At 62.2% G+C, this 20,491-nt stretch carries 22 protein-coding genes; 21 read left to right on the plus strand and 1 reads right to left on the minus strand.

Features of this window, described 5'->3' with window-relative positions; translation table 11 throughout:
• The first annotated feature begins 13 nt into the window (after positions 1-13).
• From F2P46_RS06750 to F2P46_RS06835, 18 genes are all read left to right on the plus strand, one after another.
• On the plus strand, positions 14-628 hold the full coding sequence (locus F2P46_RS06750; RefSeq protein ID WP_166886557.1) for an NADH-quinone oxidoreductase subunit C: 615 nt from the start codon (positions 14-16) through the stop codon (positions 626-628).
• On the plus strand, positions 621-1,874 hold the full coding sequence (locus tag F2P46_RS06755; protein WP_166886560.1) for an NADH-quinone oxidoreductase subunit D: 1,254 nt from the start codon (positions 621-623) through the stop codon (positions 1,872-1,874). The genes F2P46_RS06750 and F2P46_RS06755 overlap by 8 nt, the downstream gene beginning before the upstream one ends.
• A gap of 25 nt (positions 1,875-1,899) precedes the next feature.
• Positions 1,900-2,379, plus strand: a complete 480-nt coding sequence (gene nuoE / locus F2P46_RS06760; protein WP_166886563.1) for an NADH-quinone oxidoreductase subunit NuoE — start codon at positions 1,900-1,902, stop codon at positions 2,377-2,379.
• Positions 2,376-3,671 (plus strand): NADH-quinone oxidoreductase subunit NuoF, encoded by a 1,296-nt coding sequence (nuoF, locus tag F2P46_RS06765; RefSeq protein WP_166886566.1) that lies wholly within the window; start codon positions 2,376-2,378, stop codon positions 3,669-3,671. Before nuoE ends, nuoF begins: the two co-directional genes overlap by 4 nt.
• A gap of 15 nt (positions 3,672-3,686) precedes the next feature.
• The gene (gene nuoG / locus F2P46_RS06770; RefSeq protein ID WP_166886569.1) at positions 3,687-6,026 is read left to right on the plus strand and encodes an NADH-quinone oxidoreductase subunit NuoG; all 2,340 of its coding nucleotides are present in this window, start codon (positions 3,687-3,689) and stop codon (positions 6,024-6,026) included.
• Positions 6,026-7,117 carry an NADH-quinone oxidoreductase subunit NuoH gene (nuoH, locus tag F2P46_RS06775; protein ID WP_166886572.1) on the plus strand — a complete coding sequence of 364 codons (1,092 nt, stop codon included), beginning with the start codon at positions 6,026-6,028 and terminating at the stop codon, positions 7,115-7,117. Before nuoG ends, nuoH begins: the two co-directional genes overlap by 1 nt.
• A 10-nt stretch (positions 7,118-7,127) precedes the next feature.
• Entirely contained in the window at positions 7,128-7,616 is a 489-nt protein-coding gene (gene nuoI, locus F2P46_RS06780; RefSeq protein WP_099876575.1) for an NADH-quinone oxidoreductase subunit NuoI, read from the plus strand.
• A gap of 39 nt (positions 7,617-7,655) precedes the next feature.
• The gene (locus tag F2P46_RS06785) at positions 7,656-8,357 is read left to right on the plus strand and encodes an NADH-quinone oxidoreductase subunit J (RefSeq protein WP_166886575.1); all 702 of its coding nucleotides are present in this window, start codon (positions 7,656-7,658) and stop codon (positions 8,355-8,357) included.
• A complete protein-coding gene (gene nuoK / locus F2P46_RS06790; RefSeq protein ID WP_126075091.1) occupies positions 8,354-8,662 on the plus strand; it encodes an NADH-quinone oxidoreductase subunit NuoK in 309 nt (102 codons plus the stop codon). The genes F2P46_RS06785 and nuoK overlap by 4 nt, the downstream gene beginning before the upstream one ends.
• Positions 8,663-8,718: 56 nt before the next feature.
• Positions 8,719-10,827, plus strand: a complete 2,109-nt coding sequence (gene nuoL / locus F2P46_RS06795; protein WP_166886577.1) for an NADH-quinone oxidoreductase subunit L — start codon at positions 8,719-8,721, stop codon at positions 10,825-10,827.
• A gap of 23 nt (positions 10,828-10,850) precedes the next feature.
• Positions 10,851-12,353, plus strand: a complete 1,503-nt coding sequence (locus F2P46_RS06800) for an NADH-quinone oxidoreductase subunit M (protein ID WP_166886580.1) — start codon at positions 10,851-10,853, stop codon at positions 12,351-12,353.
• Between the two features lie 8 nt (positions 12,354-12,361).
• On the plus strand, positions 12,362-13,879 hold the full coding sequence (gene nuoN / locus F2P46_RS06805; RefSeq protein WP_166886583.1) for an NADH-quinone oxidoreductase subunit NuoN: 1,518 nt from the start codon (positions 12,362-12,364) through the stop codon (positions 13,877-13,879).
• 5 nt (positions 13,880-13,884) lie between these two features.
• Positions 13,885-14,199 carry a DUF2818 family protein gene (locus F2P46_RS06810; protein WP_166886936.1) on the plus strand — a complete coding sequence of 105 codons (315 nt, stop codon included), beginning with the start codon at positions 13,885-13,887 and terminating at the stop codon, positions 14,197-14,199.
• A gap of 16 nt (positions 14,200-14,215) precedes the next feature.
• Positions 14,216-14,812: an NUDIX hydrolase gene (locus F2P46_RS06815; RefSeq protein ID WP_166886586.1), complete on the plus strand. Its 597-nt coding sequence runs from the start codon at positions 14,216-14,218 to the stop codon at positions 14,810-14,812.
• 6 nt (positions 14,813-14,818) lie between these two features.
• A complete protein-coding gene (locus F2P46_RS06820) occupies positions 14,819-15,502 on the plus strand; it encodes a hypothetical protein (RefSeq protein ID WP_166886589.1) in 684 nt (227 codons plus the stop codon).
• A gap of 14 nt (positions 15,503-15,516) precedes the next feature.
• On the plus strand, positions 15,517-16,212 hold the full coding sequence (gene ispD / locus F2P46_RS06825; protein WP_166886592.1) for a 2-C-methyl-D-erythritol 4-phosphate cytidylyltransferase: 696 nt from the start codon (positions 15,517-15,519) through the stop codon (positions 16,210-16,212).
• Positions 16,213-16,230: 18 nt separating this feature from the next.
• Positions 16,231-16,746: a 2-C-methyl-D-erythritol 2,4-cyclodiphosphate synthase gene (ispF, locus tag F2P46_RS06830; RefSeq protein WP_166886595.1), complete on the plus strand. Its 516-nt coding sequence runs from the start codon at positions 16,231-16,233 to the stop codon at positions 16,744-16,746.
• Between the two features lie 124 nt (positions 16,747-16,870).
• Entirely contained in the window at positions 16,871-17,827 is a 957-nt protein-coding gene (locus F2P46_RS06835; RefSeq protein WP_166886598.1) for a hypothetical protein, read from the plus strand.
• Here the strand turns inward: F2P46_RS06835 and F2P46_RS06840 are convergent.
• Positions 17,814-18,347, minus strand: coding sequence for a PaaI family thioesterase (locus F2P46_RS06840; RefSeq protein WP_166886601.1), 534 nt, complete (start codon positions 18,345-18,347; stop codon positions 17,814-17,816). The two genes, F2P46_RS06835 and F2P46_RS06840, sit on opposite strands and share 14 nt — an antisense overlap.
• A gap of 78 nt (positions 18,348-18,425) precedes the next feature.
• Here F2P46_RS06840 and F2P46_RS06845 point away from each other — a divergent pair, with 78 nt between their 5' ends.
• The 3 genes from F2P46_RS06845 to F2P46_RS06855 are packed head-to-tail and all read left to right on the plus strand — an operon-like array spanning position 18,426 to position 20,471.
• Complete coding sequence (locus F2P46_RS06845; RefSeq protein ID WP_368737884.1) at positions 18,426-18,917, plus strand: MarR family winged helix-turn-helix transcriptional regulator; 492 nt, start codon at positions 18,426-18,428, stop codon at positions 18,915-18,917.
• On the plus strand, positions 18,901-20,166 hold the full coding sequence (locus tag F2P46_RS06850) for an MFS transporter (RefSeq protein ID WP_208296530.1): 1,266 nt from the start codon (positions 18,901-18,903) through the stop codon (positions 20,164-20,166). Before F2P46_RS06845 ends, F2P46_RS06850 begins: the two co-directional genes overlap by 17 nt.
• Entirely contained in the window at positions 20,163-20,471 is a 309-nt protein-coding gene (locus F2P46_RS06855) for a hypothetical protein (RefSeq protein ID WP_166886604.1), read from the plus strand. Before F2P46_RS06850 ends, F2P46_RS06855 begins: the two co-directional genes overlap by 4 nt.
• The last annotated feature ends 20 nt before the right edge of the window (positions 20,472-20,491 follow it).

Here is a 20,491-nt window from a genome sequence, read left to right on the forward strand (position 1 = left end):
AGCGGTTTCCACCATGACGACAAAACTCGAAGCCCTTGAACTCGCCCTGCGTACCGCACTGGGTGAGGGCGCCGCTATTACGGTGGCGCTGGGCGAAGTGACCGTAGTGGTCAAGGCCGCCGGCTATTACGCCGCGATGCAGACCCTGCGCGACCATCCGGCCCTCCATTTCGAACAATTGCTCGACCTGTGCGGCGTGGATTACTCCACCTACGGCGAAGGTACCTGGGAGGGCGCGCGTTTCGCGGCCGTCTCGCACCTGCTGTCGATCGAACACAACTGGCGCGTGCGCGTGCGCGTGTTCGCCGAAGACGACGATACCCCGGTGCTAGCCTCCGTGGTCGAACTGTGGCGCGCCGCCAACTGGTACGAACGCGAAGCGTTCGACCTGTTCGGCATCCTGTTCGAAGGTCACAACGACCTGCGCCGCATCCTGACCGACTACGGCTTCATCGGCCATCCGTTCCGCAAGGACTTCCCGATTTCCGGTTACGTCGAAATGCGTTACGACCCGGAACAGAAGCGCGTGATCTACCAAGCCGTGACGATCGAGCCGCGTGAAATCATTCCGCGCGTGATCCGCGAAGAAACCTACGGGATGAATCCTGGGAGCAAAAACCTTGGCTGAAATTAAGAACTACACCCTCAACTTCGGTCCGCAGCACCCGGCCGCGCACGGCGTGCTGCGCCTGGTGCTCGAGCTCGACGGCGAAGTCATCCAGCGCGCCGATCCGCACATCGGCCTGCTGCATCGCGCCACCGAAAAACTGGCCGAAACCCGCACTTACCTGCAAACCGTGCCGTACATGGACCGTCTCGACTATGTGTCGATGATGAGCAATGAGCACGGTTACGTGTTGGCGATCGAAAAGCTGCTGGGCATCGAGGTGCCCGTGCGCGCCCAATATATCCGCGTCATGTTCGACGAAATCACGCGCTTGCTGAACCACCTGATGTGGCTCGGCACGCACGCGCTCGACGTCGGCGCCATGGGCCCCTTCCTGTACGCCTTCCGCGACCGCGAAGACTTGTTCGACTGCTACGAAGCGGTGTCCGGGGCGCGCATGCACGCAGCCTACTACCGCCCGGGCGGCGTGTACCGCGACCTGCCGGACGCGATGCCCAAGCACAAAGCGTCGATCATCCGCAGCGCCAAGGCCATCGACGAACTGAACGAACACCGCCAGGGCTCGCTGCTCGACTTCCTCGACGACTTTTCCAAGCGTTTCGTCACGTATGTGGACGAGTACGAGACCCTGCTGACCGACAACCGTATCTGGAAACAGCGTACCGTCGGCATCGGCGTGGTCAGCCCGGAAGCGGCCAAGGCCATGGGCTTTACCGGCCCCATGCTGCGCGGCTCGGGCGTGGAGTGGGACTTGCGCAAGAAGCAGCCCTACGCCGTGTACGACAAGATGGATTTCGACGTGCCGGTCGGCACCAATGGCGATTGCTACGACCGCTACCTGGTGCGCGTGGAAGAAATGCGCCAGTCGAACCGCATTATCCAGCAGGCATCGCGCTGGCTGCGCGCCAATCCGGGCCCGGTCATGACCGACAACCACAAGGTTGCGCCACCGCGCCGCACCGAGATGAAGTCGAACATGGAGTCGCTGATTCACCACTTCAAGCTGTTTACCGAAGGCTTCCACGTGCCGCCGGGCGAGGCGTATGCCGCGGTCGAGCATCCGAAGGGCGAGTTCGGCATCTACATCGTGTCGGACGGCGCCAACAAGCCGTACCGCCTGAAGATCCGCGCCCCGGACTATGCGCACTTGCAAAGCCTGGATGAAATGGCGCGCGGCCACATGCTCGCCGACGCCGTCACCATCATCGGCACCCAGGACATCGTATTCGGCAGTATCGACCGCTAAGCAGTCGACCATTTGAGGCACAACCATGTTGTTATCAGAGCAGTCTTACAAAAAAATCGACCGTGAAGTCGCCAAGTATCCGCCCGACCATAAAGAGTCCGCGGTCATGGCGGCGCTCGCCATTGCGCAGGATGAAAAAGGCTGGCTCCCGCCGGAAGTGATGCAGGATGTCGCCGATTACCTCGGCATGCCGGCCATCGCCGTGCAGGAAGTGGCGACTTTCTACAATATGTACAACGTCAAGCCGGTCGGCAAGTACAAGATTTCCGTGTGCACCAACCTGCCGTGCGCCCTGTCGGGCGGCGAGCACGCCGGTCACTATCTGCAAGAAAAACTCGGCATCGGCTACCGCGCCACCTCGGCCGACGGCCAGTTCACGCTGGTCGAAGGCGAGTGCATGGGCGCCTGCGCCGATGCGCCGGTGATGCTGGTCAATAACAAGCGCATGTGCAGCCTGATGTCGGACAGCAAAATCGATGCACTGGTCGAGGAACTCAAGAAATGACATCGCTCCATTCACGTCACATCGACCCGGTCATCCTGGCCGGCCTCGACGGCCAGAACTGGCACTTGCAGGATTACGTGAACCGTGGCGGCTACGCCGCGCTGCGCCGCATCCTGGAAGAAAAAATCACGCCGGAAGCGATCATCGCCGAACTCAAGGCCGGTTCCCTGCGCGGCCGTGGCGGCGCCGGTTTCCCGACGGGCTTGAAGTGGAGCTTCATGCCGCGCCAGTTTCCGGGCCAGAAATACCTCGTCTGCAATACCGACGAAGGCGAGCCGGGCACGTTCAAGGACCGCGACATCATTCGCTACAATCCGCACGCGCTGATCGAAGGCATGGCCATCGGCGCCTACGCGATGGGCATCACGGTCGGCTACAACTACATCCACGGCGAAATCTGGGCCGAATACGCGCGCTTTGAAGACGCACTGGACGAGGCGCGCGCCGCCGGCTTCTTGGGCGACAAGATCATGGGCAGCGAATTTTGCTTCCAGCTGCACGCCGCGCACGGCTACGGCGCCTACATCTGCGGCGAAGAAACCGCCTTGTTGGAGTCGCTCGAAGGCAAAAAGGGACAGCCGCGCTTCAAGCCGCCGTTCCCGGCCTCGTTCGGCCTGTACGGCAAGCCGACCACGATCAACAATACCGAAACGTTTGCCGCCGTGCCGTTCCTGCTGAACATGGGTGGCGAGAAGTACGCCGCCATCGGCAAGCCGAACAATGGCGGCAGCAAGATTTTCTCGATCTCGGGCGACGTCAACTTGCCGGGCAACTACGAAGTGCCGCTCGGCACGCCGTTCGCCAAGCTGCTGGAACTGGCTGGCGGCATGCGCGGCGGTAAAAAGATCAAGGCGGTCATTCCCGGCGGTTCGTCCGCCCCGGTGATCCGTGGCGAGCTCATGATGAACACCGATCTCGACTACGATTCGATCGCCAAGGCCGGCTCCATGCTCGGTTCGGGCGCCGTGATCGTCATGGACGAGACGCGCTGCATGGTCAAGTCGCTGCTGCGCCTGTCGTATTTCTATTATGAAGAGTCTTGCGGCCAGTGCACGCCGTGCCGCGAAGGCACGGGCTGGATGTACCGCATGGTCCACCGCATCGAGCACGGCCAGGGCCGTCCCGACGACCTGGACATGCTCAACTCGATCGCCGACAACATCCAGGGCCGCACCATTTGCGCCCTCGGTGATGCGGCGGCGATGCCGGTACGCGCTTTCGTGAAGAACTTCCGCGAAGAATTTGAATATCACATCGAGCACAAGCACTGTCTGGTGCCTGCTTATATCTAAGGCCAGAGAAATCTCATGGTTGAAATTGAAATTGACGGTAAGAAGGTAGAAGTCCCACCAGGTAGCATGGTGATGGACGCGGCCAACAAGCTGGGCACCTACATTCCGCACTTCTGCTATCACAAGAAATTGTCGATCGCAGCCAACTGCCGCATGTGCCTGGTCGAAGTCGAGAAGGCGCCCAAGCCTTTGCCGGCTTGCGCCACGCCGGTCTCGGCGGGCATGATCGTGCGTTCGAACAGCGAGAAGGCGGTACAGGCACAGAAATCCGTGATGGAATTCTTGCTGATTAACCACCCGCTCGACTGCCCGATCTGCGACCAGGGCGGCGAATGCCAGTTGCAAGACCTGGCGGTTGGCTACGGCAAGTCGAACTCGCGCTACGAAGAAGAAAAACGCGTGGTTCCGCCGAAAGATGCGGGCCCGCTGATCTCGATGCAAGAGATGACCCGTTGCATCCACTGCACCCGTTGCGTACGTTTCGGCCAGGAAGTGGCGGGCGTCATGGAACTGGGCATGCTGGGCCGTGGCGAACATGCCGAAATCACTTCCTTCGTCGGCAAGACCGTCGACTCGGAAGTGTCGGGCAATATGATCGACCTGTGTCCGGTCGGCGCACTGACCTCCAAGCCGTTCCGCTACAGCGCCCGTACCTGGGAACTGTCGCGCCGCAAATCGGTCAGCCCGCACGATTCGCTCGGCACCAACCTGATCGTCCAGGTCAAGGGCGGCAAAGTCATGCGCGTGCTGCCGCTGGAAAACGACAGCATCAATGAGTGCTGGATTTCGGACAAAGACCGTTTCTCGTACGAAGCGCTGGACAACGGCTCGCGCCTGACCAAGCCAATGATCAAGCAGGGCGGCCAGTGGGCCGAGACCGACTGGCAGACCGCGCTCGAATACGTGGCGCACGGCTTGCGCAACATCAAGCACGAGCATGGCGCCGACAGCATCGCCGCCGTCGCCACCGCCCATTCGACCGTCGAAGAGCTGCATTTGCTGCAAAAGGCGATTCGCGGCATCGGTTCCGAGCACGTCGACTTCCGCCTGCGCCAGAGCGACTTCGCGCTGGACGGCCAGGTCACGCCGTGGCTGGGCATGCCGATCGCCGAATTGTCGCTTGTTAAGCGCGCGCTGGTCATCGGTTCCTTCATCCGCAAGGATCATCCGCTGGTCGCCACGCGCCTGCGCGCTGCCGTCAAGGGCGGCGCCAAGCTGTCGCTGGTGCATGCGTCGGATGACGAACTGTTGATCCCGACCGCCAACAAGATCATCGCCGCGCCGTCCGACTGGCTCGCCGCCTTATCAAGCATCGTGGCTGCGGTCGCCGCCGCCAAGGGCGTGGCCGCACCAAGCGGTTTCGAGAACATCGAAGCAAGCGACGCTGCCAAGGCGATTGCCGCCAGCCTGAACACCGGCGACGAAAACCTGCCGGGCGTGGTCTTGCTCGGCAACGCCGCCGCGCACCATCCGCAAGCGTCCGCGCTGCACGCGGCTGCGCAGTGGATCGCCGAACAGACCGGCGCCAAGTTCGGTTACCTGACCGAGGCCGCCAACACGGTCGGCGCTTACCTGGTCGGCGCGTTCGCCAAGAACGCGGCGCCAGTGTTTTCGGTACCGAAAAAAGCCTATGTGCTGCTCAATGCCGAGCCGGAACTCGATTGCGCCAACCCGCAACAAGCGCGCGCCGCGTTGGACGCCGCCGAGATGGTCGTCGTCATGTCGGCCTTCCAGCATGGTTTCGAGTACGCCGACGTGCTGTTGCCGGTGTCGCCATTCAGCGAAACCTCGGGCACGTTCGTGAACTGCGAAGGCCGCGCGCAAAGTTTCAACGGCACCGTCAAGCCGCTCGGCGACACCCGCCCGGCATGGAAAGTGCTGCGCGTGCTGGGCAACCTGCTGGGCCTGTCCGGTTTCGAGTACGACACCTCCGAAGCGATCCGCGACGAGCTGTTCGGCAAAGACGTGACCGACCTGTCGGCCAAGCTGAACAACACCGGCAAGGCCGCGTTGAAGAGCGCCGCCTACGGCACCGGCACCGCGCTGGAACGCGTCACCGACGTGCCGATCTATTTTGCCGACGCCATCGCGCGCCGTTCCGAACCGCTGCTGCGCACCGCCGACGCCAACGCGCCGCTGGTGACCTTGCCGTCCGACCTGGCCGCAAAGCTGGGCGTGCAGGCCGGCGCCAAGGTGAAGGTGTCGCAAGGTCTTGGCTCGGCCATCCTGGTCGCCGGCGTCGATGCCCGCCTGCCGGCCAACACCGTGCGTGTCGCTTCGGCGCATCCGCTGACCGCCACCTTGGGCGCGATGTTCGGTGCGATCACAGTTGAAAAAGCAGGGGAGGGGGTCTGATGGCTCTGCCTGAAATGATTGATGGCGTCAACGCCTGGGGTGCCACCAACATCGGCTACGTCTGGCCGCTGATCTGGACCATGGTCAAGATCATGTGCGTCCTGTTGCCGCTGATGGGCCTGGTTGCCTACGCGACCCTGTGGGAACGCAAGCTGATCGGCTGGATCCAGATCCGCGTCGGCCCCAACCGCGTGGGTCCAATGGGCTTGCTGCAGCCGATCGCCGATGCGCTCAAACTCTTGTTCAAAGAGATCGTGGTGCCGACCAAAGCTTCGAGCGGCCTGTTCATCCTCGGTCCGATCATGACCATCATGCCGGCGCTGGCCGCCTGGGTGGTGGTGCCCTTCGGTCCGGGCGTGGCCCTGGCCGACATCAACGCCGGCCTGTTGCTGCTGATGGCGATCACCTCGATCGAGGTGTACGGCATCATCATCGCCGGCTGGGCGTCGAACTCGAAATACTCGTTCATGGGCGCGATGCGCGCCTCGGCCCAGATGATTTCGTACGAAATTCCGATCGGCTTCGTGCTGGTGGTGATTTTGATGGTCTCGGGCAGCCTGAATTTCTCCGACATCGTCGCCGGCCAGAACATGGGTTGGGGCGTGGCGCACGGCGTCTCCATGCTGTCGTGGAACGTGTGGCCGCTGTTGCCGCTGTTCGTGGTGTACCTGACCTCGGGCCTGGCCGAATGCAACCGTTCCCCGTTCGACGTCGTCGAAGGCGAATCGGAAATCGTGGCCGGTCACATGGTCGAGTACTCGGGCATGTCCTACGCCATGTTCATGCTGGCCGAATACGCCAACATGATCCTGATCGGCACCCTGGCCTCGATCATGTTCCTGGGCGGCTGGCACGCACCGTTCGCCTTCCTCGAAGTTGGCGGCGTACTGGGCGGTTTCCTCGGCTTCTTCTGGCTGTTCGCCAAGGCCTTTGTGATTGTCTCGCTGTTCATCTGGGTTCGCGGCACCTTCCCGCGCTATCGCTATGACCAGATCATGCGCCTCGGCTGGAAGATTTTCATTCCAATTTGCCTGGTGTGGCTGGTCCTGGTCGCTGGCTGGATGCAGACATCCTGGAATATTTGGAAGTAAGGAAGAGATAATGGAACGAGTGAAAGACTTTTTCAGCAGCATGCTGCTGACCGAACTGATCAAGGGATTGGCGCTGACCGGACGCTATGCGTTCTCGCGCAAGATCACCGTGCAGTATCCGGAAGAAAAAACCCCGATGTCGCCGCGTTTCCGCGGCCTGCATGCGCTGCGCCGCTACCCCAACGGGGAAGAGCGCTGCATCGCCTGCAAGCTGTGCGAAGCGGTGTGCCCGGCCATGGCGATCACCATCGAATCGGAACAGCGCGACGACGGTTCGCGCCGCACCACGCGTTACGACATCGATCTGACCAAGTGCATTTTCTGCGGCTTTTGCGAAGAATCCTGCCCGGTCGACTCGATCGTCGAGACGCATGTGCTGGAATACCACGGCGAAAAACGCGGCGATCTGTACTATACGAAAGAGATGTTGCTGGCTGTTGGCGATCGCTACGAGGGCGACATTGCCGCCGCGCGCGCGGCCGATGCCCCTTACCGCTAATCTTTTAGCACATTTAACTGCAAGTCCTCTGGGTTAGTTATGGAATTTAAAACTGTCATGTTCTACGTGTTCTCGGCGATTATGCTTGCCGCCGCGACCCGTGTAATCACTGCCCGCAATCCGGTCCACGCGGCACTGTTCCTGGTGCTGGCGTTCTTCAACGCGGCCGGCATCTGGCTGCTGCTCAAGGCCGAGTTCCTGGCGATCGTGCTGGTGCTCGTGTATGTGGGCGCGGTGATGGTGCTGTTCCTGTTCGTGGTCATGATGCTCGATATCAATATGGACCGCATGCGGGAGGGCTTCTGGTCCTACCTGCCGCTGGCCACCGGTATTGGCGTGGTGATCGTGCTGGAAATGGCGGCCGTGCTGTGGCGCGGCTTCATGAAGTTCGAGCAGGAGGCCGAGGCCGTCGGCGCGAACATCGGCGGCACCAAGGAATTGGGCCTGCTGATCTACACCAAGTACATCCTTGGTTTCGAGATCGCCGCCGCCATCCTGCTGGTGGCCATCGTTGCCGCCGTCGCGCTGACCCTGCGTCGCCGCAAGGATACCAAGGCCTTCGATCCGGGCGACGCCGTGCGCGTCAAGCGTAACGACCGCCTGCGCATCGTAAAGATGGCAACGGTCGACCAGCCTGCCATCGACGCGGCTGCCAAAGCGGCCGCGCTGGCCGCCGCCGAAGCCCAGGCCGGTTCGGCGGACGTCACGCCACCGGTCGCCGTCCCCAAGGAGACAAAATGACTTTATCGCTCGCACACTACCTGATCCTGGGCGCACTGCTGTTTGCGATCTCGATCGTCGGGATTTTCCTGAACCGCAAGAACGTCATCGTCCTGCTGATGGCGATTGAATTGATGCTGCTGGCCGTGAATTTGAACTTCATCGCGTTTTCGCATTACCTGGGCGACGCGGCGGGGCAGATCTTTGTCTTCTTCATCCTGACCGTCGCCGCTGCCGAATCGGCAATCGGGCTGGCGATTTTGGTGGTCATGTTCCGTAATCTGGACACGATCAACGTGGAAGACCTCGATACCCTCAAAGGTTAATCCGGTCCGTCCGGCGCTTACATTCATACTCGAATACATAACGATTAAGGTTCAACATGGCGGGGCAACTTCTTAACCCTAACGTCCTTCTTGCCGTACCACTGGCGCCGCTGGCTGGTGCTGTGATTGCGGGCTTGTTCGGAACAAAATTCTTCGGTAACCTGGTCGGCCGTAAAACGTCGCATACCGTCACGATTTTGGGCGTGCTGATCGCGCTGGTCCTGTCGGTGATGACCTTGATGGACGTTCTCGACGGCGCCAGCTTCAACGGCACCATCTACAACTGGATGACGGTCGGCAAAATCAAGATGGAAGTCGGCTTCCAGATCGATTCGCTCTCGGCGATGATGATGTGCGTGGTCACTTTCGTGTCGCTGATGGTGCATATCTATACCATCGGCTACATGGCTGAAGACGAAGGCTACAACCGCTTCTTCGCCTACATTTCGCTGTTTACGTTCGCGATGCTGATGCTGGTCATGGCGAACAACTTCCTGCAGCTGTTCTTCGGCTGGGAAGCGGTGGGCCTGGTCTCGTACCTGCTGATCGGTTTCTGGTACACCCGCCCGACCGCGATCTACGCCAACATGAAAGCATTCCTGGTCAACCGCGTCGGCGACTTTGGCTTCATCCTCGGTATTGGTCTGCTGCTGGCGTTCGCAGGTAGCATGAATTACAAGGAAGTGTTCGACCAGGCCGGCGCGCTGTCGCTCAAAACCCTGCCGGGCAGCGACTGGATGTTGCTGTCGGTTGCCTGCATCTGCCTGTTCATCGGCGCCATGGGCAAGTCGGCCCAGTTCCCGCTGCACGTCTGGCTGCCTGACTCGATGGAAGGCCCGACCCCGATTTCGGCCCTGATCCACGCCGCCACCATGGTTACCGCCGGTATCTTCATGGTGGCGCGCATGTCGCCGCTGTTTGAACTGTCCGACACCGCCTTGTCCTTCGTGCTGGTGATCGGTTCGATCACCGCGCTGTTCATGGGCTTCTTGGGCATCATCCAGAACGACATCAAGCGCGTGGTCGCTTACTCGACCCTGTCGCAGCTCGGCTACATGACCGTGGCGCTCGGTTCGTCGGCCTACTCGGTCGCCGTGTTCCACCTGATGACCCACGCCTTCTTCAAGGCGCTGCTGTTCCTCGGCGCCGGCTCGGTCATCATCGGCATGCACCACGACCAGGACATCCGCAACATGGGCGGCCTGCGCAAGTACATGCCGATTACCTGGATCACCGCGCTGCTCGGCTCCCTGGCGCTGATCGGCACCCCGTTCTTCTCGGGCTTCTACTCGAAAGACAGCATCATCGAAGCGGTCCACGCGAGCACCATCTGGGGTTCGGGCTTCGCCTACTTTGCGGTGATGGCCGGCGTGTTCGTCACGGCGTTCTACTCGTTCCGCATGTACTTCCTGGTATTCCACGGCGAAGAGCGTTTCGGCAAGGCGCATGCGCATGATCATCATGCCCACGACGCCAAGCACGATAAGAAGCACGACGCCAAGCACGCCGATGCGCACGAGCCCGACGCGCACCATGAAGAGGAGCACGACGACCATGCTCACCACGGCCTGGCCCCTGGCCAGAAGCCGCACGAGTCGCCGCTGGTGGTGACCCTGCCGCTGATCCTGCTGGCGATTCCTTCGGTGGTCATCGGCTACCTGACCATCGGTCCCATGCTGTTCGGTAAATTCTTCGACAAGGTCATTACCGTCGGCGAGAACCACAAGGCAATGCACATCCTGGCCGAAGAATTCCACGGCCCGCTGGCCATGGTCACGCACAGCCTGACCTCGCCGGTCCTGTGGCTGGCGATCTCCGGCGTGGCGGCGGCGTACTACTGCTACATGGTCAATCCGCGCGTGCCGGCCTGGTTCTACCGCCACTTCAAGGCGGTCCATACGCTGCTGGACAACAAGTACTACATGGACAAGTTCAACGAGGTGGTGTTCGCCGGTGGCGCGCGCCTGCTTGGCAACGGCCTGTGGAATATCGGCGACAAGGGCCTCATCGATGGCCTGGTCGTCAACGGAAGCGCGAAACTGGTTGGCTGGTTCTCGTCCATCGTCCGTCTCGGACAGACCGGTTACATCTACCACTACGCGTTTGTGATGATCATCGGTGTGCTCGGCGCGCTGATGTACTTCCTCCCGTTCTGGCACGCTTAACAGACACGCAAAGACAATAAAACATGATGCCGTCTACGATTTCTAATTTTCCTCCGTATCTGAGCCTGGCGATCTGGCTTCCGATCGTCCTTGGCGTGGCCATTCTTGCGCTTGGCCGCGACAACAAGCCGGGCTTGACCCGGTGGATGGCGCTGATCGCGTCCATCGCCAGCTTTTTGGTCACCTTGCCGCTGCTGCAGCACTTCGACAACGCCGCGCACGGCATGCAGTTCGCCGAAAGCACGCCGTGGATCGGCCGCTTCAACATCATGTACTCGCTGGCGATCGACGGCTTGTCGCTGTGGTTCGTGCCGCTGACGGCCTTCATCACCGTGATCGTCGTGATCTCGGCGTGGGAAGTGATCGAAAAGCGCGTGGCCCAGTACATGGGTTCCTTCCTGATCCTGTCGGGCCTGATGATCGGCGTGTTCTGCGCCATGGACGGCTTGCTGTTCTACTTCTTCTTCGAAGCGACCCTGATCCCGATGTTCATCATCATCGGCGTGTTCGGTGGCGAGAACCGCGTGTACGCCTCGTTCAAGTTCTTCCTGTACACCTTCATGGGTTCCCTGCTCACGCTGGTCGCCATCGTCTACCTGTACAACGTCTCGGGTACCTTCGACATTCTGGCCTGGCACAAGCTGCCGCTGTCGATGAAAGAGCAGATCTTCATCTTCCTGGCCTTCCTGATGGCGTTTGCCGTCAAGGTGCCGATGTTCCCGGTCCACACCTGGCTGCCGGACGTCCACGTCGAAGCGCCAACGGGCGGTTCGGCCGTGCTGGCCGCGATCATGCTGAAACTGGGCGCCTACGGTTTTCTCCGTTTCTCGCTGCCGATCACCCCTGATGCATCGCATTACATGGGTGGCTTCATCATCACCCTCTCGCTGATCGCCGTGATCTACATCGGCCTGGTCGCACTGGTCCAGAAGGACATGAAAAAACTGGTCGCCTATTCGTCGATCGCGCACATGGGTTTCGTCACCCTGGGCTTTTTCATGTTCAACCAGATGTCGGTCTCGGGCGGCATCGTGCAGATGATCTCGCACGGCTTCATTTCGGGCGCCATGTTCCTGTGTATCGGCGTGCTGTACGACCGCATGCACTCGCGCCAGATCGCCGACTACGGAGGGGTGGTCAACCGCATGCCGCGCTTCGCCGCCTTCATCGTGCTGTTCTCGATGGCCAACTGCGGCTTGCCGGCCACCTCCGGTTTCGTCGGTGAGTTCATGGTCATCCTGGGCGCGGTCGAATTCAATTTCTGGATCGGCATGCTGGCCGCGACCGCCCTGATCTTTGGCGCCGCCTACTCGCTGTGGATGGTCAAGCGCGTCGTCTTCGGCAAGGTCGCCAACAAGCACGTGGCCGAACTGACGGACCTGAACACGCGCGAATTCGTCATGCTCGGCATCCTGGCCATCGCCGTGATTGCGATGGGCCTGTACCCTGCGCCGTTCACCGACACGATGCAAACCTCGGTCGCCGACCTGCTCGAGCATGTCGCCGTGTCGAAACTGCCGCACTAAAGAAGACTATGATCCAGACTACGAATCCCAACCTGATCCCGGTTTACGCCGAAATCTTCCTGCTGATCGCCGCATCAAGCATCCTGTTGATCGACATGTTCCTCAAGGAAGAGAAGCGCATCGTCACGTACCTGCTCTCGCTCGGTGCGCTGCTCGGCTGCGCCGCCTTGAGCTACGCCGACTACGCGGCCGGCACCACGGTCTACACCTTCCATAACATGTTCGTGTCGGACCCGATGTCGAACCTGCTGAAGATGTTCACTTACCTGGCCATCGGCATCACGCTGGTCTACTCGCGCACCTATGCCACCGCGCGTGGCATGTTGTCGGGTAACCTGGGCGGCGAATTCTATGTGCTCGCGCTGTTCTCGCTGCTCGGCCAGATGATCATGATCTCCGGTAACAACATGCTGATCATTTACCTGGGCCTGGAACTGATGTCGCTGTCGCTGTACGCACTCGTTGCGCTGCGCCGCGACCACGCCGTGTCGACCGAAGCGTCGATGAAGTACTTTATCCTCGGCGCGCTCGCTTCCGGCTTCTTGCTGTATGGCATCTCGATGCTGTACGGCGCCACCGGTTCGCTCGACATCGGCGAAATCTCGAAAGCGGCATCGTCGGCCAAGGCCAATGCGCACATCCTGGTGTTCGGCCTGGTGTTCCTGGTGGCCGGCCTGGCGTTCAAGCTTGGCGTGGTGCCCTTCCATATGTGGGTGCCCGACGTGTACCAGGGTTCGCCGACCGCGGTGACCCTGCTGCTGGGCGGCGCGCCGAAACTGGCGGCGTTTGCGATCTGCATCCGCCTGCTGGTGGAAGGTTTGCTGCCGATGGCGATCGACTGGCAGCAGATGCTGATGGTGCTGGCCGTGCTGTCGCTGGCGATCGGTAACCTGACCGCCATCGCCCAGACCAACATCAAGCGCATGCTGGCCTATTCGACCATCGCGCAAATGGGCTTTGTCTTGCTGGGCCTGCTGGCCGGCGTGGTCGCCAATCCGCTCGATCCGAAAGCCATGGCCGACGCCAGCAACGCCGCTTCGGCGTACAGCGCCGCCATGTACTACTCGATCACCTACGTCCTGACCACGCTCGGCACCTTCGGCGTGATCATGCTGCTGGCGCGCAGCGGCTTCGAAGCCGAAGAAACGAATGACTTCAAGGGCCTGGCCAAGCGCAGCCCGTGGTTCGCGATCGTCATGGCGATCTTGCTGTTCTCGCTGGCCGGCGTGCCGCCGATGATGGGCTTTGCCGCCAAGTTCGCGGTGCTCGAAGCGGTGCTCTCGACCGGCGCCGTGTGGCTGACCGTGGTGGCGGTGATGTTCTCGCTGATTGGCGCGTTCTACTACCTGCGCGTGGTCAAGGTCATGTACTTCGACGAGCCGACCGACACCACCCCGATCGTGGCGCCGTTCGACATGCGCGCGGTCCTGTCCATCAACGGTATCGCTACCGTGCTGCTCGGCGTGTTCGCCGGTCCGCTGCTGGCCGCTTGCCTGAACGCGATGACGAAAACTATCGGTTCCTGATGGACGTGTCGTCATCGAGCTGGTTGGCCATCGCCATTGCCCTGGCGGCGGCCAACCTGCCGTTCATCAATGAGCGGCTGTTCGGCGTCATCCCCTTGAACAGCGCGCCCGGCGAGGCGCCGAACAAGTCGGGCTGGCTGCGCGTGGCCGAATTACTGGTGCTGTACTTTGTGGTCGGCGGCATCGCTTACCTGCTCGAGTCGCGCATCGGTAACGTCTTCGTGCAGGTCAAGGAGTTCTACATGATCACCGTGCCGCTGTTCGTGGTGCTGGCGTTCCCGGGCTTCGTGATGCGCTACCTGCGCAAGCGCCAACATTAACCGCAAGGAGCCGCACATGGACTCGCACCTGGACTCGCACCTGGACTCGCACCTGACTGAGGATCACCTGACAGAGCGGCGTATCGATGGCGGCGTCGCCTACGACGGCAGCTTTCTCAAGGTCTCGCACGACCGCGTGACTTTGCCCAACGGGGCCGTCGCCACCCGCGAATACATCCGCCATCCGGGCGCCGTGGTCATCCTGCCGATCCTGGACGATGGCCGCGTGCTGCTCGAACGCCAGTTCCGCTATCCGCTCGGCCGCGTCTTCATCGAATTCCCAGCTGGAAAAATCGATGCGGACGAGGAGCCGCTGGCCTGCGCCAGGCGCGAGCTGCAGGAGGAAACCGGCTACACGGCGACCGACTGGCAATTTATCAGTACGATCCACAACGCCATTGCCTACTCGGACGAGCACCTTGAGCTGTTCGTCGCGCGCGGCCTGACGGCCGGCCCGGCGAAACTGGACGACGGCGAGTTTCTGGAGACCTTCAGCGCCAGCGTGCCCGAACTGCTCGAGATGGTGCGCACCGGCCAGGTCACCGACGTGAAGACCATCATCGGCGCCTTCTGGCTGGAAAAGTTGATTGCCGGAAGCTGGACTGCGGTCTGAGCGACGATGAAGATTCTGGCGCTCGCGCTGGCGGTGTTGTTCTCGCACCCTTGCTGGGCCGCGCGCACCGCTTTCCAGGCGCGCTGCGAAGATTCGATCGACAAGGCGGTGTCGGTATTGACGTCGGCGCAGAACGGCTACACCATCAACAACACGGTGTCGCTGCACGGCCTGACCGCCATGAAACCCGGACGCCCCAACTCTTTCGTGCTGGGACTGACCCGCACCGAATCGCGCATGTCAATCGGCCTCAACGGTGCGATGCTGAAGGACCCCTTGAGCGGCTACGAGTGCGTGGCGCCGAAAATCACGGTTTCGCTGTTCTACAGCCCCATCGTGGTCTACGTCGGACGCGAGTTTTCTCCCGGTTCTTGCGCATATCAGGAGATTCTTGCGCATGAGATGCGTCACCTCAAGACCTATCTCGACCATTTGCCGAAAGTGGAAGTCACGGTGCGCGCGGCGCTGTCCAAACGGTTCGACAACAAGCCGCTCTACGCGCCGGCGGGCCGGGCTCGCGCCCTGTTGCAGCAGGAAATCAATACTGGCTGGATGACGTACATAAAGAACGAGATGGCGAAAGTGGAGCTTTTGCAGGCCGCCATCGACACGCCGCAAGAGTATGCGCGCCTGAGCAAAGTTTGCAAAGGTGAGGTACAGTCCCTTATAAGACCGGCTAAACGACATTGACGACGACAACAGCCATGACGCATTCCGCACCGCGCTATTTTGCCCTGATCCCCGCCGCCGGCATTGGCGCGCGGATGGCGTCGGGCAGCCCCAAGCAATACCTGCCCATCGGCGCCAAGCCGATGCTGCGTCACACCCTCGACGCGTTTTTGTCGAGCGGCTTGATCGCCCATACCTACGTCGTGGTCAGCGCGCGCGACGAGTATATCGACGCCATCGTGCCGTCCGGCGCAGCCACCGTGCTGCGCTGCGGCGGCGCGAGCCGCATGGAGTCGGTCCGCAACGCCCTGCGGGCGTTGGAGGGCGAGTTGCACGAGCACGACTGGGTGCTGGTGCACGACGCGGCGCGGCCGGGCCTGAACGCGGCGCTGATCGACAAGCTGATCGCCACGGTGGGCGACGATCCGGTCGGGGGCCTGTTGGCCCTGCCGGTCGTGGACACCGTCAAGCGCAGCGGCGCGAATGCCGCCAGCATCACCACCGTCGCCCGCGATGGTTTGTGGCTGGCGCAGACGCCGCAGATGTTTCGCTACAAGCTGCTGTGCGATGCACTCGCAGCGGCCACCGACGCCAGCGTCATCACCGATGACGCCAGTGCGGTCGAGGCCCTGGGCTTTTCGCCCAAGCTGGTCGAAGGACATCCCCGTAATTTAAAAGTGACGCTGCCGGCGGACATCCGGATCGCCGAGATGTACCTGGCCGCGCCTTAACCTGAAATGAGTGAGACCATGGCACTGGCATCCTACAATCCCGCACCGCCGTTCCGCGTCGGAACCGGCTACGACTGCCACGCCCTCGTCGAGGGCCGCAAACTGATTATCGGCGGGGTCGCAATCCCGCACCGTATGGGCCTGCTCGGCCATTCGGACGCCGACGTCCTGCTGCACGCGATCATCGATGCGATGCTCGGCGCGGCCGGCCTGGGCGACATCGGCAAACACTTTCCGGACACCGACCCGATGTTCGCCGGCGCCGATTCGCGCACCCTGCTGCGCGAAGTGGCGCACCGCGTGGTCGCCACCGGCTACACGATCGGCAATATCGACGCCACCATCATCGCCCAGGCGCCGAAGATGGCGCCGCACATTGCGCAGATGGTGTCGCGGATTGCCGAAGACATTGGCGTCTCGCCCCAGCAAGTGAACATCAAGGCCAAGACCAATGAGAAGCTCGGCTACCTGGGGCGGGAAGAGGGCATGGCCGCCGAGGCGATCTGCCTGTTGATCAAGTCCGTCACCGCATAAGGACCGGTGAGCAAGGCCCGCCTGGCCCGGCGACCGGGAAGCTTGATCGCCGTCAGGCGGACCTGAAAACGTGACCCCTACACTTGAACCTGATTCGTCAGGTTCAAACACAGGGAGACCCATCATGACATCCGCAATCACGGCGATCGCCTTCGCCACGGGCATGGCGTGCGCCAGCGGCCCGGCGGCGGCGCAGACGTCCGTTAACACCACCCAGCAGGGCAGCGGCAACAAGAGTCTTGTCGAGCAGCGCGAGAGCACCGATTACGCGCAAGTGAGCGTCGTGCAGCGCGGCGCCGACAACTATATCGGCGACCCCGTCATCCGCGATGGCGGCATCGTCCAGATCGCCACTGTCGGGCGTGTCGAGGTCAGCCAGGAGGGCCGCGCCAATGTTGCCAGCGTCCTGCAAGAGCACGCCGACCGCAGCGATAACCGCATGTTCCAGTCTGGACAGGGCAATGTGGGCGTGTTCAGGCAGGATAACGTGAACAGTTCGCAACTGTCGCTCCAGCAGCGCGGCAGCAACAACTACGCCTCGCTCAATCAACAAGACCTGCCCACGTTTTCGGTCGCGGTGCGCCAGACCGGCTCGGCTAACTGGATCGTGGTCTACCAGTACTTCTCGGGCTACGGCGGACCCGAGATCGACCAGAACGGCACCTTCAACAAGGTGTTCATCGACCAGGATGACGCCGCCTACTCTTTCGTCACGGTGGCACAGACCGGCAAATTGAACGACGCCTGGGTGCGCCAGAAGGGCACCATTTTCACGGTGAACCAGTCGATCACGCAAAACGGCGAACGCAACGTCGCGCGCGCCGATGAAAGCGGGGCAGTCAACGGCTCGACCATCGTCCAGGCCGGAAACGAGAACTTTGCCTCTGCGACATCGACGCTCAACGGCAGCGTTTCCGAGATCATCCAGGCCGGCAACTACAACCGCGCCACCACGGTGCAGAATGGTGTGCTCAACTGGACGACAGGCAATTTCTCGCGCATCACGCAAACCGGCAATGCCTTTACCGCCAGCGTGTTGCAAAACGGCAGCGGCAATCTCTCCACCATCACCCAGCGCTGATATCGAATACCAGGCAAGTTGTGGTCGCAAAGGCGTACAGCTTGCCGTTCGCATCGGTGATGCGCGCTTGCGCCACGCCCACCTGTCCACCCACGCTGACCACGGTCGCCTCGGCCCGCACCGGCCCGCTCTGGTCCGTCATCGCGCGGAGATAGTTCACCTTCAACTCCAGGGTCGTGTATCCCTTGCCGGCCGGCAGCATCGTATGGATTGCGCAGCCGAGCGCGGTGTCGAGCATGGTGGCCGCATAACCGCCGTGCACCACGCCGCTCGGATTGTAATGCGCCAGCTCCGGCGTTCCCTGGAACACGGTGCGACCCGGCTCCACCGAGATTGGCAAAATGCCCATCAACTGCGCGATCGGCGCCGGGGGCAGGGCGCCGCTGCCGATCGCTTCCAGGAACTCCATTCCGCTGCGGCTGCGTAATTGCGCGCGGTCCGCCACGCCCGGCGCGGCCAGCCTGGCGCGCATTGTCGCGGCCTCGTCCAGCCATTGCTGGCGTTTGTCTGTTTGTTCCATCATCATCCTCTTATCGCTGATTAAAATGTCGGGCCATGCACACAAGGCAGATCGATTGTAATATACTTCGAATAATCAGTGTACCTGCACCTATTTCTCGAAGCCATGACCGATACGACCGACAAGCCCCTGGGCTGTACCTGCTTCAAGCTGCGCAAGCTCACGCGCGCCATGTCGCGCGTGTACGACCAGCACATGGCCGCCGTGGGCCTCAAGACCACCCAGTACAGCGTGCTTGCCAACGTGGCGCGCGCCGCGCTGCCGGTGGCCGAACTGGCCGAACGCCTCGGCATGGAGCGCACTACGCTCACGCGCAACCTCAAGCCGCTGGCGGACGCCGGCTGGGTCGCCACGCGCCCCGGCGCCGACAGCCGCCAGCGCATCGTCACCATCACCGACGCCGGCCAGGAGAAACTGGGCGTAGCTTACCTGGTCTGGTGCGACGCCCAGCGCGCCTTCGAACAACTGGTCGGGCGCGACGCCGTGCGCGCCCTGCACACGCAACTGGACACCACGCTAGCCCGACTAACGCCCCTGATCGAGAACCTGAATCATGCCCACCCAGACTGAGATGACCCCGCGCGCCGCGTGGCTGCTGATCCTCGCCGCCTCGGCGATCTTGATGATCACCATGGGCGCGCGCCTGACCACCGGCCTGTTCATGTCGCCGATTAACACCGCGACCGGGCTGGGAATCGCCTCGATCAGCTTTGCCATGGCGATCGGCCAGTTCATGTGGGGCGCGGCGCAGCCGGTGTTCGGCGCGGTGGCCGACAAATGGGGCTCGGCCAGGGTGATTATCGTCGGCGCCGTCATGCTCGCCGCCGGCATGGCGCTCACGCCATTCGTCTCGTCGCAGTGGGGCCTGATCGTTACCATGGGTTTTTTAAGCGCGGCGGGGGCGGGCGCGGGCAGCTTCTCGATCCTGATCGGCGCCACCGCGCAGCGTTTGCCGGCCGCGCGTCGTCCGTTCGCAGCGGGTTTCATCAACGCCGGCGGCTCGTTCGGCCAGTTCGTGTTCGCCCCGTTGATGCAGGCGATCATTAACAGCGCCGGCTGGGTGATGGCGATGCTGACCATGGCGGCCACCGCCTTGCTCACGATTCCGCTGGCCTGGCCGCTGCGCAAGGGCGCGGGGATGGCCAAGGCCGATCCCGCAGCCGTGGTCCTGGCCAAGCCGGTCGAGGCGCCCGGCATCGGGCTCGGTGCGCAGATCAAGATCGCGCTGCGCGATCGCAGCTACCTGTGCCTGCACGCGGGCTTTTTCACATGCGGCTTTCACATTGCGTTTTTGGTCACGCACCTGCCGGGCGAAGTCGCCCTGTGCAAGCTGTCGCCGGGCGTATCGGCTACCGCGCTCGCGCTGATCGGCTTATTCAACATCGCCGGCAGCTTGAGCGCGGGCGCGCTCTCGACCCGCTACCGCATGAAGTCCCTGCTGGCCCTGATGTACGCCAGCCGCGCGGTGATCATCGTCATCTACCTGCTGACGCCAAAAACGGCCACCACCTTCTACGTGTTCGCCGGCGCGCTTGGCTTTACCTGGCTGGCCACCGTGCCGCCGACGGCCGGCCTGGTCGGCAAACTGTTCGGCATGCGCTATCTGTCCACGCTGTTCGGATTGACGCTGCTGTCGCACCAGGTGGGCGGCTTCTTCGGCGCCTGGCTCGGCGGCCTGTCGTTCGTGACCTACGGCGACTACACCTGGATGTGGTACGCCGACATCGTGCTGGCCCTGGCGGCCGCCCTGATCAACCTGCCGATCCGCGAGGCGCATGTGGTGCGCGCGCCGGTCGTCCCTGCGAAAGCATCAGCATGACCCGTGATACCTGGGCTTACCGCGACGTCGCGGTCGAATCGTTTGAAGATGGGCGCACTGGCGCCTTGCGCATCCGTCCGATGGCAGGGCAGGCCTTCGCCCCCAGCCTGCGCGTGCAGTGCGCGCGGGCGCTGGTGGACCCGGCGCTCCATCCAGCCGGCACGCGTTTCCTGCTGTCGGCCAAGCTGACCGACCGCCTGGGCGGTACGCCGTTCTTGTATGCGTGGCATGGCGACCCGGTAGTGGTGCTGACGGCGGCGCAAGCAAAAAAATTCCTGGCCGAGTTCAGGCGTGGCAGGATTTAGTCCACTTTTCATCTTAAGGA

It is taken from the genome of Massilia sp. CCM 8734 (assembly GCF_011682155.1).
GTDB lineage: Bacteria > Pseudomonadota > Gammaproteobacteria > Burkholderiales > Burkholderiaceae_D > Telluria_A > Telluria_A rubra.